The sequence below is a fragment of the Mesorhizobium sp. B2-3-2 genome, from assembly GCF_006442295.1.
Lineage (GTDB): Bacteria > Pseudomonadota > Alphaproteobacteria > Rhizobiales > Rhizobiaceae > Mesorhizobium.
The window spans coordinates 299,298-314,099 of the sequence record NZ_VFWA01000004.1 but is presented as its reverse complement, the minus strand read 5'-3'; the positions used below and the strand labels follow the sequence as shown (position 1 = coordinate 314,099).

Here is a 14,802-nt window from a genome sequence, read left to right as displayed (position 1 = left end):
TCAACCATATGGGTATCGCGTCTGGAAAAAACGCGGTCAAAACAGCGGGATTTGGACATGGGCGATGCCGTTCAGCAGTTTTTAGCGGTCAAGGCGAAGATCGCCGCCGCCGAGCGCGAAGCCCGGCGCGACGCTGGCGCAGTGACGCTGGTCGCCGTTTCCAAGACCTTTGACGCCGCCGAAATCAGGCCCGTCATCGAGGCCGGCCAGCGCGTCTTCGGCGAGAACCGGGTGCAGGAAGCGCAGGGCAAGTGGCCGGCGCTGAAAGAGGCTTTCCCCGACATCGAACTGCATCTGATCGGCCCGCTGCAATCGAACAAGGCCAGGGAAGCCGTGGCGCTGTTCGACGTCATCGAGACGGTCGATCGTGAGAAGATTTCCGCCGAACTCGCCAAGGAGATCGACCGGCAAGGCCGGGCACCGAAACTCTACGTCCAGGTCAACACCGGCTCCGAGCCGCAGAAGGCCGGCATCGAGCCCCGCGACGCCGTCGCCTTCGTCGCCCGCTGCCGCGATGTTCACGGCCTCGCCATCGAAGGCCTGATGTGCATTCCGCCGGCGGACGAAAACCCCGGCCCGCATTTCGCCCTGCTGGAAAAATTGGCGCGGGAGGCAGGCGTCGCCAAACTGTCGATGGGCATGTCAGGCGATTACGAAACGGCCATCGCCTTCGGTGCCACCAGCGTCAGGGTTGGTTCGGCGATCTTCGGCAGCCGTTAGTCCCCCGCACCAACACAGCATCCTGTCGGCATCCCTTGCCGCGTCGTCGGACGAATGCTATATCTAGCCAAGCTAGCTCGGATGCATTCTATGAACTGGCACCTTCAGGACGCAAAAAACAATTTTTCCAAGGTGGTTCAACGAGCGCGCAGCGAGGGACCGCAGACGGTGACGCTGCGCGGCGAGCGTGCCGCAGTGGTGCTTTCCGCCGAGGATTACGACCGCCTGGCTGGGAAGAAAAAGTCATTGGCCGAGTATCTTTTGACGGGCCCGGTGTGGGACGATGATTTCGCCGAGGAGGTCAACCGCCGCTCGGAGACGATGATCCGGGATGTCGATCTCTGATGTATCTGCTCGACACGAACATCGTTTCGGATGTGCAGAGGCGGCTGCCCAAGCCAACTGAATGGCTGGCTTCGGTGGATCCGACGTCGGTGAGCCTGAGCGTCATTACGCTCGGAGAGGTCGAGCGTGGGATCATCAAGCTACGCAAGATCGACTCCGAAAAGGCAACGCGCCTCGATCTGTGGCTCAGGGAGCTTCGCCGGGACAATGCCGACCGCATTCTTGCCGTCACGGAAGATGTCGCTTTGGCTTGGGGCCGCATCACCGCTGGCCGCACACGAGGCAGCGCGGACACGCTCATCGCGGCAACCGCGTTTGTCCATGATCTCGTTCTGGTGACGCGAAACGTCAGCGATTTCGATGATACAGGTGTGACGGTGCTCAATCCCTGGGACGACTAGCCGACCCCATCACCTGAACACCCATGCCCTTGGGCCACTTCCAAGGTCATCATTGCGCCAGCGCTGGAAACGAAACGCACCGTTCCTATTTGTTTTGTGCCATCACAAATCTCTGGAGCCTTCGCCATGCGTTACAACCAGCTTGGAAATACGGGGATGTTTGTCTCTGAACTCTGCCTCGGCACCATGACCTTCGGCGCCGCCGGCCAGAATGCCCAATGGGGCCTGATCGCCAGCCTCGACCAGAAAGGCGTCAACGAGATAGTCGGCCGCTCGCTTGCTGCCGGCGTCAATTTCTTCGACACGGCCGATGTCTATTCGTTCGGCGAATCCGAGCGCCTGCTCGGTCAGTCGCTCAGGGACCTCGGCGTTGCCAGGTCGAGCGTGGTCGTCGCCACCAAGGTCCACGGCGCCATGGGCGAGGGCCCGAACCAGCGCGGCTCCTCGCGCGGCCACATCATGGATTCGGTCGATGCGAGCCTCCAGCGGCTGCAGCTCGATCACATCGATCTCTATCAGCTGCACGGAACCGACGCGGTGACGCCGATCGACGAGACGCTGCGGGCGCTGGAGGATCTCATTGCCAGCGGCAAGGTCCGCTATGTCGGCGTGTCCAACTGGCAGGCCTGGCGCATCGCCAAGGCGCTCGGCATCGCCGACCGCAAGGGCTTTGCCCGTTTCGAGACCATCCAGTCCTATTACTCGATCGCCGGCCGCGATCTCGAGCGCGAGATCGTGCCGCTGATCAACGAAGAGAAGCTCGGCCTGATGGTCTGGTCGCCAATGGCCGGCGGCCTGCTGTCCGGAAAATACGGCCCCGGTGCGCCCGGCAATGGCGAGGGGCGTCGCGCCTCCTTCAACTTCCCACCGGTCAACGAGGACCGCGCCTGGGCGGCGGTCGCGGTCATGCGCGAGATCGCCAAAAAGCATGACGTCAGCGTCGCTACCGTGGCGCTCGGCTATGTCCTGGCCAAGCCCTTCGTGATGAGCGTGATCATCGGCGCCAGCCGCATGGATCAGCTCGAACAGAACCTTGCCGCCACGAACCTCAAACTTGATACCGATGATCTCGCCAAACTGGACGAGGTCAGCGCGCTGCCGGCCGAATATCCTGGCTGGATGCTGGAGCGGCAGGCCGCCGGCCGGCGTCCGGCGCCCTTCGTGCCGAAGGCCTGATCGTTTTTCGAGCCCGCTTCGAAGCCGCGTGCCTTAGGTACGCGGCTTCTCAGTTAGAGACGAACGGCCTCCGAGAGAAAATCGAGAAAGGCCCGCACCCGCGCCGGCAGATGCTTGCCCTGGCCGACATAGACGGCATGGGTGGCCTCCTCGTCGCCTGGGTTGAATTCCTCCAGCAACGGGACGAATGCCCCGGCGTCGATGTCCGGCTGGACATGCCAGCGCGCCAGCCGAGCGATTCCGCCTCCCGCCAGCGCCATTCGCCGCATCGCCTCGCCGTCGGTCAGCGTTGTGTTTCCGATAACCGGGACGATGACCGGCGCACCTGCCGCATCGACGAAAGGCCAGCCGTCAATATGCCGCGCGAAGCCGAAGGCCAGCATATTGTGACGTCCGAGATCGGCCAGCGTGCGCGGCGTCCCACGCGCTTCGACATAGGATGGTGCTGCCACCAGCACCATCCGGCTCTGCCCCAATTTGCGCGCCACCAGCCGCGACTCGCGCAAGGGCCCGGCGCGTATCGCCACATCGGCGCGCTCCTCCAGAAGGTCGATCACACTGTCGGTCAGCACGGCGTCGACGGAAATCTCGGGATAACGCTCCAGAAACCGCGGCAGCAGCGACATCAGCCGGTGGTGGCCGAACGGCACGTAGCTGTTGACCTTCAGCCGGCCGCGCGGCGCGGCTCCCGCGGCCGCCTCGCGCTCGGCTGCGTCGATGTCGGCGAGGATGCGCATGCCGCTGTCGTAGAAAGCAGCGCCTTCCGGCGTCAATTGCAGCTTGCGCGTCGAGCGGCTGACCAGCCGCGCGCCGAGCCTGGCCTCCAGCCGCGCGATCAATTTGCTCACCGCGGACGGGGTCATGCGCAAAGCACGTGCCGCCGCCGAAAAGCTGCCCGCCTCGACGACGCGCACAAACACTTCGGTCTCGCCGGAACGGTTGATGTCGGATCTCGCCATCTGTGAATCTATTTCACAGAAAGTATGCCTGGAGCAAGTCTGGTTCACCTCGCATGGCGACACGATCTTCCCGGTCGGGGCGCTGCCTGGACAGGGCGCCCGTCACCGCCGAAGTGGAAACATCATGCCTCTCGCTCTTTATGCTCTCGCCGCCGGCGCCTTCGGCATCGGCGTCACCGAATTCGTCATCATGGGCCTGCTCATCGACGTCAGCAAGGATCTCGGCGTCTCGATCTCGGCCGCCGGCCAACTGATTTCCGGCTATGCGCTGGGCGTCGTCATCGGCGCGCCTCTGCTGACGATCGCCACCGGCAACTGGCCGCGCAAGACCGTGCTTCTGGCGCTGATGGCGATCTTCACCATTGGCAATCTGGCCTGTGCGCTGGCGCCTGATTATTGGACGCTGATGGGCGCGCGCGTCATCACCGCCTTTGCCCATGGCACCTTCTTCGGCGTCGGCTCCGTGGTTGCCACCGGACTCGTCGCGCCCAACAAGAAGGCGTCGGCGATCGCGCTCATGTTCACCGGCCTGACCATCGCCAACATTCTCGGCGTTCCCTTCGGCACCTGGCTCGGCCAGGCTTTCGGTTGGCGCGCCACCTTCTGGGCGGTGACCGCGGTCGGTCTCGCGGCCTTTGCCGTCATCCTGGCACTGGTGCCGCGCAATCGGACAGCTCCGGAGAAGAGCGACCTGCGCGCCGATCTCGCCGTGCTGCGCCGCACGCCGGTTCTGCTCGGCTTCGCCACCACCGTTCTCGGCTATGCCGGCGTCTTCGCCGTCTTCACCTACATCGCGCCATTGTTGACCGAGATCAGCGGCTTCAAGGAAGCGGCCGTTTCGCCGATCCTGCTCGTCTTCGGCGGCGGCCTCATCGCCGGCAATATCGCCGGCGGCAAGATCGCCGACCGCTGGCTGGTGCCGGCGGTGCTCGGCAGTCTCGTGGTGCTCGCCCTGGTGCTGGCGACCATGAGCGTCGCTATACACAGCCAGGTGTTGGCCGTGATCTATGTCGGCCTGCTGGGCGCCGCCGCTTTCGCCACTGTGGCGCCTTTGCAGATGTGGGTGCTGGAAAAGGCACAAGGTGCTGGCCAGAGCCTTGCCTCGTCCTTCAACATCGCCGCCTTCAACCTCGGCAACGCCGCCGGCGCCTGGCTCGGCGGCGCGGTCATCGCGCAAGGTCTTGGCCTGGGTTCGCTCACCTGGGTCGCCGCGCTGCTGCCGGTCGCGGCACTCGCCGTGGCGGGACTGGCCCTGCGTCTCGACCGCGGCACCGCGCTCGGCGCGCCTGTCTGCGTCCGGTCGTGAAGCTCGCCGGCCAAGCCGGAACAGTTCGACCTCTGTCCAAACCACCCGCCTCTTTCAAAATCACAAGGAGTAAGAAAATGGACTATCGAAATCTTGGCGCATCGGGCCTCAGAGTGCCTGTGCTCTCGTTCGGAGCGGGAACCTTCGGCGGTTCCGGCCCGCTGTTCGGCGCCTGGGGCAACAGCGACGCCAGGGAAGCGCGGCGGCTGGTCGACATCTGCCTCGAGGCCGGCGTCAATCTGTTCGACACCGCCGACGTCTATTCGAACGGTGCCTCGGAAGACGTGCTCGGCGAGGCCATCAAGGGCCGGCGCGATGCCGTGCTGATCTCGACCAAGACCTCGCTGCCGATGGGCGACGGACCGGCCGACTATGGTTCCTCGCGTTCGCGGCTGATCAAGGCCGTCGACGCCGCTCTGAACCGGCTCGGCACCGATTACATCGACCTGTTGCAGCTGCACGCCTTCGATGCCGGCACGCCGATCGAGGAAGTGCTGTCGACGCTGGACGGCCTCGTGCGCGCCGGCAAATTGCGCTATGTCGGCGTCTCCAATTTCTCCGGCTGGCAAGTGATGAAGTCGCTCGGGCTGGCCGACAGGCACGGCTATCCGCGCTATGTCGCGCATCAGGTCTATTATTCGCTGGTCGGCCGCGACTATGAATGGGAGTTGATGCCGCTCGGCCTCGATCAGGGCGTCGGCGCGCTGGTCTGGAGCCCGCTCGGCTGGGGCCGTCTCACCGGCAAGATCCGCCGCGGACAGCCATTGCCCGACAAAAGCCGGCTGCACGACACCGCGAGCTTCGGACCGCCGGTCGGGGACGAGCACCTCTACCGGGTCGTAGAGGCCCTAGATGCGGTGGCGCAGGAAACCGGCAAGACCGTGCCGCAGATCGCCATCAACTGGCTGTTGCAGCGCCCGACCGTGTCGTCCGTCATCATCGGCGCCCGCAACGAGGAGCAATTGCGCCAGAATCTCGGCGCCGTCGGCTGGGCGCTGACGCCGGAGCAGATCGGGAAACTCGACGCGGCAAGCGAAGTCACCGCGCCCTATCCGTACTTCCCTTATCGGCGGCAGGAAGGCTTTGCCCGGCTCAACCCGCCGGCGGTGTGATTGCGAAAGGTCGCTGCCGGGATAGGGTTCGCGGGACAGCGCCCCCCTCTGTCCTGCCGGGCATCTCCCCCACGAGGAGTGGGATTGGATGTCACTTCGGCTTTCGCCAATCTCCAGCGTAAAAGGATGGCGCCATCAGCGATGCTGCCGATCTCCCCCCATGTGGGGGAGATGCCCGGCAGGGCAGAGGGGGGCGCCGTAGGGCGTTTACCTCAACGGCCTTCCCTACGTTGGCCCTAATGCAGCACGAACTCGCCGTCGACCTTGCGCCACTCGTTGGGCGCGATGAGCTTCTGGTGCGTGTAGCTGACCGAATGCAACGGCCCCTCGAGCTTGGTCTTCCAGAACTCGATGAAGCGGATCAGCACCGGAAACTTCGGCGCGATGTCGTAGTCCTGCCATATGAAGCTCTGCAAGAGATGCGGATGGTCTGGGAAATGATAAAGGATATTGGCCGTAGTCAGGCCATAGCCCCTCAGCATCAGGTCCATTTCAAGCTGGTCGCGCATTTTTGCTCCCCGGGTTGATTCTCCTTCCTCCCACCATGGATTGTGCGCGCGGTTGCTTAACCGTCTATTGATTTTTTCTTGATCGAAACCGGCTTTAGCCCGCGAAAACATGAAGTTAGCAGCCGTCCGGTGCAAGTGCTGACAGCAGCCGCGAGCCCATATGCGGCATCCCGCCGCGCAAACCCAACGTCTAATGTTGCCGTCATCGCGGAACTGTTAATAATGCGCGCGAATTCGCGGCCGCGTCGCCGCGATCCCGCCGGCGTTTCAAGCCGGCGTCGGTTTCGGGAGGAAAAGCAGGAATGTCCGAGATTCATGTCCACCGCGTTCAGCCGGCCTGGAAGAAGAATGCGCTGATCGACAACGACACCTATCTCAAATGGTACGCCGACAGCGTGAAGAATCCGGACAGGTTCTGGGGCAAGCACGGCAAGCGCATCGACTGGTTCAAACCGTTCTCCAAGGTCAGGAACGCCTCCTTCGACGGCAAGGTCTCGATCAAATGGTTCGAGGACGGCCAGACCAACGTTTCCTACAACTGCATCGACCGCCACCTGAAGAAGCGCGGCGACCAGACCGCCATCATCTGGGAAGGCGACAACCCCTACGACGACCGTAAGATCACCTACAATGAGCTCTATGCGCATGTCTGCCGCTTCGCCAACGTGCTGAAGAAGCACGGCGTCAAGAAGGGCGACCGCGTCACCCTCTATATGCCCATGATCCCGGAAGCGGCCTATGCGATGCTTGCCTGCACGCGTATCGGCGCCATCCACTCGGTCGTCTTCGGCGGCTTTTCGCCGGACGCGCTCGCCGGCCGCATCGACGATTGCAAGTCGACCATCGTCATCACCGCTGACGAGGGCCTGCGTGGCGGCAAGCCGATCCCGTTGAAGGAGAACACCGACAAGGCAATCGAGATCGCGGCAAAAGCCGGTACCAGGGTCGAAAAGGTGGTGGTGGTTCGCCGCACCGGCGGCAAGATCGGCTGGGCGCCGGGTCGCGACGTCTGGTACCACGAAGAGGCCGCGACCGTTAAGGCTGAGTGCAAGCCGGAGAAGATGAAGGCGGAGGATCCGCTGTTCATCCTCTATACGTCGGGTTCGACCGGCAAGCCGAAAGGCGTGCTGCACACCACGGCCGGTTATCTCGTCTACGTCTCGATGACGCACCAATATGTCTTCGACTATCATGACGGCGACATCTACTGGTGCACCGCCGATGTCGGCTGGGTCACCGGCCACAGCTACATCGTCTACGGGCCGCTCGCCAACGGCGCCACCACGCTGATGTTCGAGGGCGTGCCCAACTACCCCTCGCAGTCGCGCTTCTGGGAAGTCATCGACAAGCACCAGGTCAACATCTTCTACACCGCGCCGACGGCGCTGCGCGCCCTGATGGGCGCCGGCGACAACCATGTGAAAAAGGCGTCGCGCAAATCGCTGCGCGTGCTGGGCTCGGTCGGCGAACCGATCAATCCGGAGGCATGGGAGTGGTATTTCAACGTCGTCGGCAACGCCAAGGTACCGATCGTCGACACCTGGTGGCAGACCGAGACCGGCGGCATCATGATCACGCCGCTGCCGGGCGCCACCGACCTCAAGGCTGGCTCGGCCACGCGGCCCTTCTTCGGTGTCAAGCCGCAACTGGTCGACGGCGAGGGCACGGTGCTTGAAGGAGCCGCCGACGGCAATCTGTGCATCACCGAGTCCTGGCCCGGCCAGATGCGCACCGTCTATGGCGATCACGACCGCTTCGTGCAGACCTATTTTTCGACCTACAAGGGCAAGTACTTTACTGGCGACGGCTGCCGCCGCGATGCCGACGGCTATTACTGGATCACCGGCCGCGTCGACGACGTCATCAACGTCTCCGGCCATCGCATGGGCACGGCAGAGGTCGAATCCGCATTGGTCAGCCACGACAAGGTTTCGGAAGCCGCCGTCGTCGGTTATCCGCACGACATCAAGGGCCAGGGCATCTACTGCTACGTCACGCTGATGGCCGGCGAGACGCCGAGCGAGGATTTGCGCAAGGAGCTCCTCGCCCATGTCCGCAAGGAGATCGGCGCCATTGCCACGCCCGACAAGATCCAGTTCGCACCGGGCCTGCCCAAGACCCGCTCGGGCAAGATCATGCGGCGTATCCTGCGCAAGATTGCCGAGGACGATTTCGGCGCCCTTGGCGATACCTCGACGCTTGCCGATCCGGCCGTCGTCGACGATCTCGTCGCCAACCGCCAGAACAAGAAAGGCTGACGCCGGCCGTGGCCGTGATAGGCAGCGTTGCCGAACTCTGGCGCTATCCGGCGAGTTCGCTCGCCGGCGAACGCCTGGAGACGATCGCGGTCGGCACCGATAGCATCGAGGGCGACCGTATGTTCGGCCTGGTCGATGCCTCCGACAATGAGATCGCCCGGCCCGATCGCGAGCCGAAGTGGCACAAGGTGCCGCGCATCCGCACCCGGCTGACGGACGACCGCAGGCTCGAAATCGCGATTCCCGGCGCAGATTGGCTGGCGGCGCCCGGCACCGAAAGCGACCGCGCCGTTTCCGACTATCTCGGCTTTCCAGCCTCGATCCGTCCGTTCGGCCTGGAGAACGCCCCGCCGGCCTATGCCGGCCCGTTGACGGAGGCGCGCTACCGCAAGGCGCCGATCCACCTGTTGACCACCGCCTCCCTGGCCCGCCTGAAGGCGCTGCATCCGCAAGGCACTCCCGACTCACGCCGCTTCCGTCCCAACATCGTGGTCGACATGGCGGCGGTCGAAGGCACTTTTCCCGAAACCGAATGGATCGGCAGGAAGCTCGCCGTCGGCGACCTGCTGTTGACCATCTCCGAGCCGTGCCGCCGCTGCGGCTTCACCATCATCGCCCAGGACGGTTTCGCCAACGACCCGGCGATCCTGCGCAATCTGGTACGTCATAACGCGCACAATCTCGGCGTCTACTGCACCGTCGACCGCGCGGCCAGCGTCAAGGTCGGCGACGGGATGCGATTCGCCTGAACTACCGGTAAAGGTCCGCCCGCGTCGGCGGCAGGCCGCTCGGGCCTCGCGTCCGCTTGGTGGCGACCGTCTGGAAAATCTGCGCCGAGGCGCGTTCGAAGGTAATCGAACAGCCGGTAAGATAGAGCAGCCACAACCGTGCCCTGGCCTCTCCCACTTCCGCGATGGCCTCGTCGAAGCGCGCATGCAGGCGCTCGGCCCATAGCCGGCAGGTGCGGGCGTAGTGCTCGCGTAAATTCTCGACGTCGTGGACGAGGAAGCCATGTGCTTCGAGGTTGCCACACGTCATTCCGATCGTGTCGAGTTCACCGCCGGGGAAGATGTATTTGATCAGCGCCTTGTATTCCGGACCCTTGCGCAGGGTCTTTTTCAGATCGCCCTTGCTGCGCCTGGTGATGGCATGATGCAGATAGATGCCGCCCGGTTTGAGCAGGCGATGGACGGTCGAGAAATAGGTGGCGTGATTGGCCAGCCCCAGATGCTCGAACATGCCGATCGAGGATATCTTGTCGAAGCTTCCGGTGAGCTCGGCATAGGATTTTATCTCGATGGTGATCCGGTCTTCCAGACCCTGGGCGCGAATGCGTTCGCGGGCGAGGTTAGTCTGTGCGTCCGACAGCGAGACACCGTGGCCGACAACGCCATAGTTCTTCGCCGCATGGATGAGCATCGCTCCCCAGCCGCAGCCGATGTCGAGCAGTCTGTCGCCAGGTTTCAGCCGCAGCTTGCGGCAGATATGGTCGAGCTTGTCGACCTGCGCTTGATCAATGCTGTTGGCGAAATCCTTGAAGTAGCCGCAGCTGTAGACCATGCGCTCGTCGAGGAAGAGCTGATAGAACGCGTTCGAAATGTCATAATGGTGCTGGATCGCTTCCTGGCTCGAACCGCTGACGAAGGGATTGCGCCCCGAAAGGTCGGCTCGCGCCGTCATCTGTTTCCTTGAAAACAGCACAGCCGGCAGGTCACGCAGGATCGCCAGCCTCGGCAATGACTTCAGCTTCGTCCGCAGCTTGCCTTGCGAAGGCAAGGCGTAGAAGTCGAACAGCGACCCCTCCTCCACATCGACCGCCTTGGAAATCCACATCTCGACCAGCGTCGAGAAATTTGGCCGGCGGGCCAGTTGCCAGACGATGTCCTGGTCGTTGATGGCAAGCACCGGGCCGCCGGCCGGACCGATGCGCTCGCCGGTCCAAAGCCTGACGGCAAAGCCCGGCTTCAATGCCTCGACGACCGTGCGAACGATGCGTGCTGCTCTTTCGGTAGCGTCCATGCCCTCCCCCTTCGTTTCGGTAGGCCGATCTTGTCCGCTTGAACCGCTGGCCGCAACCCGATTGCACGAAAGGGCGGGGCCAAGCCGGGAAAACGTCTTTTTCCATTCGGCGTCTTGTCTTTTGCTGCAACGCACCCCATCATCAGTGCGTGTTCAACAAACTGAAAGGAGGTGATCCGATGTCGAGTGATTTCGTTTTCCAGAACGTGGCCTCCGCGGATTGCACTTTCGGGAAGCAGTCTTCCCGTTAAGGCGCGAGATGCGCGGCGGGCGACCCCTCGGGTTGCCGCCAGGAGCCGCGCCATGGACGGAAACACGGAAGGCCGCCGGCTTCGAAAGAAGCGGCGGCCTTTTCCTTGTGCGGGTTACTGCGTCAGCGCGACCTTTTCGGTGTTGCGGATGATTTCCTGAAAGGCGGCGTCCAATTCCACCCCGGTCGACACCTCGAAATAATGTTTTTGAGCGGTGGAGGCATCTTTCGACGAACAGTCCTTCAGCACCGCCTTTGCCTGATCCCGCTCGGTTGCCGACATGTCCTTGTTGTTCAGGTCGAAGCCGATGGTGAAAATCTCGATGCCGTCATTTTTCATGTTGCCGCACAGCGTTTCGGCGTTGCCGCGCGCAAGATTTCCCTGGCTGTTGTAGCGGCCCCTGGCACCGGCGAAGGCGGTATTGAACTGGCCATCGGTCATCAGGATCGCGACCTTGGCGATCTTCTTCGCGTTGACGTCCGAGGCGCCGTTGCCGAGGCCGGCATTCTTGATCGCAGCGCGCCATTGCGGCGACAGCATATAATAGGTCCACTGAATGGCGATCGCGCCGGCGGTGTAGCCGTCAGCCTGGAAGTCGTCGATCGAATCAAGCAATGCGCCGGAATCGGCGGTCAGCGGGATCACTTCCGCATCGGGACACTTGTTCATTCCCTCGCCATCGAGATGATCATCCCGGTTGACCAGGGCGTAGTACTTCTTGCCGTTCTTGTCCGTGCGAACAGCATCTGGGCCGTCGGCGCTTAAATCCGCATCGCCATTTTTGTCCTTGCGCTCCGTGGCGCAATTATCGGGGCGTGGCATCGCCGCGCCAACAATGGAGATATAGTCGGTGAAGGACGGCAGCAGAGTTTTGCCCGTCTTGGCGACGAGAAGCGAACTGCCGGCCACGGGTGGCAACTCAGAGCTCGCCGGCTTCTCGGCATAGACGTTTTCCGCCAGCTTGCCGGCGTTCACGCCGGACGCGTAAGGCACAATCGCGACGCGGATGCGGGGGGTCTTCGGATCCTGGTTCTGGAGCATCGTCTGAACGGCGTTTTTCGCTGCTGCTTTCAGATCGCCGATCTTGTCGACCTTGCCCCGCTTCGCCATCGAGCCCGTGATGTCGAGCATCATGGCCACCTCGATCTGCTTGTCCGAATAGAGCGCCGTGGTCGAGGCGGGGACGCGCTGCATGTCCCTCGTGCCGAACAGCGGGAAATAGAAGGCGACGTCGACATGGGCGTCCGCCTGCACCGTCCTGGCGGTCCTGTTGACCGTCAGCCTGTCGAGCACGATCTGGTTGGCTTGCAGGATGCCGGCCGTGCTGTTGGCGTCGAGGAAGGCCTGCACCGATTTGTTGGCGTCGGCCTCCTTGATCACGCCGGTCGTCAGGTCCCGCGCCGTCGACGTCACCGCGGCGTCGACCACGCCCTGAAGACTCGATTTGGCGCTGTAGAGCTGGGTGATGTTGACGGTGAAGCCGACGCCGAGCGCCAAGACCGAGACGGCGAATCCGAACAGGATGGCGAAATTTCCGCCACTATGCCTGGCAAAGTCGCCGGCCGCGGCCACAAGACCCCCGAAAATCCGCATCGTTCTCTCTCCGCTCGCCCCGGCCTCGTCGCCGGGCAAACGGATCGATGCAGGATTCCGGCCGGGCGCGGTCAGCGGCCGCGCACCAGGGACTAGATTGTTGTTTTTGCTTCGCTTTCAAGAATGGAAAGGTAAATGACCGGTAAACGCCGATGCTGCGTTTGGCGGCATTTACGAAGCGCTTACCAAGATCCTGCATGTCGCGGTACAGGGCCCGCGGCCGTGTCCCGCCACGGCACAGCGGCACCTGTGCCAGAGCGAGGCAGTATGCGGGTGCATGGAAACGGGTCAGGCCAGCATCTGCGCGGTGACCGTCCTGTCGATGGCGTGGTAGGGCGGGTTGAACAGATTGTTCTCCTGTTCGTAGGTCCATACCTTGAACAGGCTGAGCCGGTGCGGGCCGAAACTGTGCAGCAACGGCACGTCGGTGGCATCGCGTCCGCGCGCGATGACGATGCGGCCGATCCTCGGAACATTGTGGCGGGGGTCGAACGTGTACCACTTGCCGTCGAGAAACACCTCCATCCAGGCAGAGAAGTCCATCGGCGCCGGATCGGCCGGCACGCCGATATCGCCGAGATAGCCGTTCACATAGCGTGCCGGAATGTTCATGCAGCGGCAGAGCGTGATCGCCAGATGGGCGAAGTCTCGGCAGACGCCGACCTGCTCCTCATGCGCCTGCGCCGCGGTGCGGGTCGAGCGGGCATAGCCATAGCCGAAGGACAGGCGGTTGTGGACATAGTCGACGATCGCCTGCACCCGCGCCCAGCCGGACGGCAAACGACCGAAAAGTTCCCAGGCAAGCTGGCTCAGGTGATCGGTCTCGCAATAGCGGCTGCCCAGCAGATAGAACAGCACCTCGTCGGGCAACTCCGCCACCGGCACCTCGCGCGCCAGCGTGTTGACCTCGTCCGCCTCGCCGCTGTCCTCGACCACCGCGTCGTAGAGGATGCGAAAGGTGCCGGCGGGCGCGGTAAAGCGACGGCACGAATTGCCATGCAGATCGCTGTAGAGCTTGGTCGAAACCGCGGGCGACGTCAGCACGCGGGTCTGCCGCTTGATATCGGCCTGCCTGTCCCTGTGGATCTCGAGCAGCGAAATCACCGGCGTGGCTCCAGCGCATTCAATGGCCATTTCGTAGCCGAGCCGAATCAGCATCGCGTCCCCCTTCGATGGTCGTGGAAAAGCAGCGAAGTTGAAACGCCGGAGGCGGATCGCGGTTCCCTGACTTGCCGAAAAGGGGACTGGCCGAAAAGGGGAAATGGCCGAAAAGGTGGCCGCGCGGCTTCCAATGCCGATGCCGGGACGTTACCATCGGCGCTCCCTCGAAAGACCCTCCCCGAAATCAAGGAAAATCATGTACGCAGGCAGAAAATTCGCCGCCTTCCTCTTCGATATGGACGGCACGCTCATCAATTCCATTGCCTCGGCCGAACGGGTGTGGAGCGACTGGGCGCGGCGGCAAGGGCTCGACGTCGCCGCCTTCCTGCCGACGATCCATGGCGTGCGGGCGATCGAGACGATCGCCGGTCTGGCGCTCCCCGGCGTCGATCCGGCGCATGAGGCCGATCTCTTGCTCAAGGCCGAAGCCGCCGATCTGGAGGGTATTGTTCAGATCGCCAGCGCCGCCGCGTTTCTCAACGCGCTCCCGCCGGAGCGCTGGGCGATCGTAACCTCGGCGCCGCGGGAACTGGCGCTCTTGCGCATGAAGGCTGCCGGCATCCCCGTCCCGGCCGTGTTGATCGCGGCGGAAGATGTTTCGCGCGGCAAGCCGGCGCCCGACTGCTTTCAGCTCGGCGCGACGCGGCTCGGCGTCGATGTGCGCGATTGCCTCGTGTTCGAGGATGCCCCGGCGGGCATCACGGCGGCCGAGGCGGCGGGCGCAGCGGTCATGGTCATAAACGCTACGCACCGACATACCCTGGCGACGCAGCATGCCGCGATCGCTGGCTACGACGCCATCGGCGTTACCGTCGACGAGCGCGGCTGGATCGCGCTCGAGCCGCAACTCAGCGCCGCCTAAAGATTGTAATGCAACACCCTCTCAAGGTGTGTTGAGATTCAGGTCAGGCCGAGTCGAAAGCGATGGTTTCCGAGAACCGGAGCGGAGCGTACTAAAGTACGTGACCACCGGAAGGGCAGGAAACCAACGC

The 14,802-nt window shown here is 63.3% G+C and carries 14 protein-coding genes; 9 read left to right on the top strand and 5 right to left on the bottom strand.

Annotated elements, in window-relative coordinates; genetic code table 11:
* Positions 1-57: 57 nt before the first annotated feature.
* The 4 genes from FJ964_RS13110 (at position 58) to FJ964_RS13095 (ending at position 2,642) form a co-directional block, all read left to right on the top strand.
* On the top strand, positions 58-720 hold the full coding sequence (locus tag FJ964_RS13110; protein ID WP_140550771.1) for a YggS family pyridoxal phosphate-dependent enzyme: 663 nt from the start codon (positions 58-60) through the stop codon (positions 718-720).
* Positions 721-810: 90 nt separating this feature from the next.
* Entirely contained in the window at positions 811-1,065 is a 255-nt protein-coding gene (locus FJ964_RS13105; RefSeq protein ID WP_113192000.1) for a type II toxin-antitoxin system Phd/YefM family antitoxin, read from the top strand.
* Positions 1,065-1,466 carry a type II toxin-antitoxin system VapC family toxin gene (locus FJ964_RS13100; RefSeq protein WP_140550770.1) on the top strand — a complete coding sequence of 134 codons (402 nt, stop codon included), beginning with the start codon at positions 1,065-1,067 and terminating at the stop codon, positions 1,464-1,466. The genes FJ964_RS13105 and FJ964_RS13100 overlap by 1 nt, the downstream gene beginning before the upstream one ends.
* A 126-nt stretch (positions 1,467-1,592) precedes the next feature.
* Entirely contained in the window at positions 1,593-2,642 is a 1,050-nt protein-coding gene (locus tag FJ964_RS13095; protein WP_140550769.1) for an aldo/keto reductase, read from the top strand.
* 53 nt (positions 2,643-2,695) lie between these two features.
* Here the strand turns inward: FJ964_RS13095 and FJ964_RS13090 are convergent, their stop codons facing one another.
* Complete coding sequence (locus FJ964_RS13090) at positions 2,696-3,601, bottom strand: LysR family transcriptional regulator (protein ID WP_140550768.1); 906 nt, start codon at positions 3,599-3,601, stop codon at positions 2,696-2,698.
* Positions 3,602-3,725: 124 nt separating this feature from the next.
* Between FJ964_RS13090 and FJ964_RS13085 the strand changes: the two genes are divergently transcribed.
* Together FJ964_RS13085 and FJ964_RS13080 are read left to right on the top strand one after the other, a co-directional pair.
* Positions 3,726-4,907 carry an MFS transporter gene (locus tag FJ964_RS13085; RefSeq protein ID WP_140550767.1) on the top strand — a complete coding sequence of 394 codons (1,182 nt, stop codon included), beginning with the start codon at positions 3,726-3,728 and terminating at the stop codon, positions 4,905-4,907.
* A gap of 77 nt (positions 4,908-4,984) precedes the next feature.
* Positions 4,985-6,019, top strand: a complete 1,035-nt coding sequence (locus FJ964_RS13080) for an aldo/keto reductase (protein ID WP_140550766.1) — start codon at positions 4,985-4,987, stop codon at positions 6,017-6,019.
* Positions 6,020-6,255: 236 nt separating this feature from the next.
* Here FJ964_RS13080 and FJ964_RS13070 read toward each other — a convergent pair whose 3' ends face one another.
* A complete protein-coding gene (locus FJ964_RS13070; protein WP_140492921.1) occupies positions 6,256-6,528 on the bottom strand; it encodes an usg protein in 273 nt (90 codons plus the stop codon).
* A gap of 302 nt (positions 6,529-6,830) precedes the next feature.
* On the opposite strand from FJ964_RS13070, the gene acs reads away from it, so the two are divergent.
* On the top strand, positions 6,831-8,786 hold the full coding sequence (acs, locus tag FJ964_RS13065) for an acetate--CoA ligase (protein WP_140550764.1): 1,956 nt from the start codon (positions 6,831-6,833) through the stop codon (positions 8,784-8,786).
* An 8-nt stretch (positions 8,787-8,794) separates the two neighbouring features.
* On the top strand, positions 8,795-9,535 hold the full coding sequence (locus FJ964_RS13060; protein ID WP_140550763.1) for an MOSC domain-containing protein: 741 nt from the start codon (positions 8,795-8,797) through the stop codon (positions 9,533-9,535).
* Position 9,536: 1 nt separating this feature from the next.
* Here FJ964_RS13060 and FJ964_RS13055 read toward each other — a convergent pair whose 3' ends face one another.
* The 3 genes from FJ964_RS13055 to FJ964_RS13045 all read right to left on the bottom strand — a co-directional run bounded on the left by FJ964_RS13055 (position 9,537) and on the right by FJ964_RS13045 (position 13,807).
* Entirely contained in the window at positions 9,537-10,805 is a 1,269-nt protein-coding gene (locus tag FJ964_RS13055) for a cyclopropane-fatty-acyl-phospholipid synthase family protein (protein WP_140550762.1), read from the bottom strand.
* A gap of 365 nt (positions 10,806-11,170) precedes the next feature.
* Positions 11,171-12,649: a TadE/TadG family type IV pilus assembly protein gene (locus FJ964_RS13050; protein ID WP_140550761.1), complete on the bottom strand. Its 1,479-nt coding sequence runs from the start codon at positions 12,647-12,649 to the stop codon at positions 11,171-11,173.
* A gap of 288 nt (positions 12,650-12,937) precedes the next feature.
* Positions 12,938-13,807, bottom strand: a complete 870-nt coding sequence (locus tag FJ964_RS13045; RefSeq protein ID WP_140550760.1) for a transglutaminase family protein — start codon at positions 13,805-13,807, stop codon at positions 12,938-12,940.
* A 199-nt stretch (positions 13,808-14,006) separates the two neighbouring features.
* On the opposite strand from FJ964_RS13045, the gene FJ964_RS13040 reads away from it, so the two are divergent.
* The gene (locus FJ964_RS13040) at positions 14,007-14,672 is read left to right on the top strand and encodes an HAD-IA family hydrolase (RefSeq protein ID WP_140550759.1); all 666 of its coding nucleotides are present in this window, start codon (positions 14,007-14,009) and stop codon (positions 14,670-14,672) included.
* Positions 14,673-14,802: the final 130 nt, after the last annotated feature.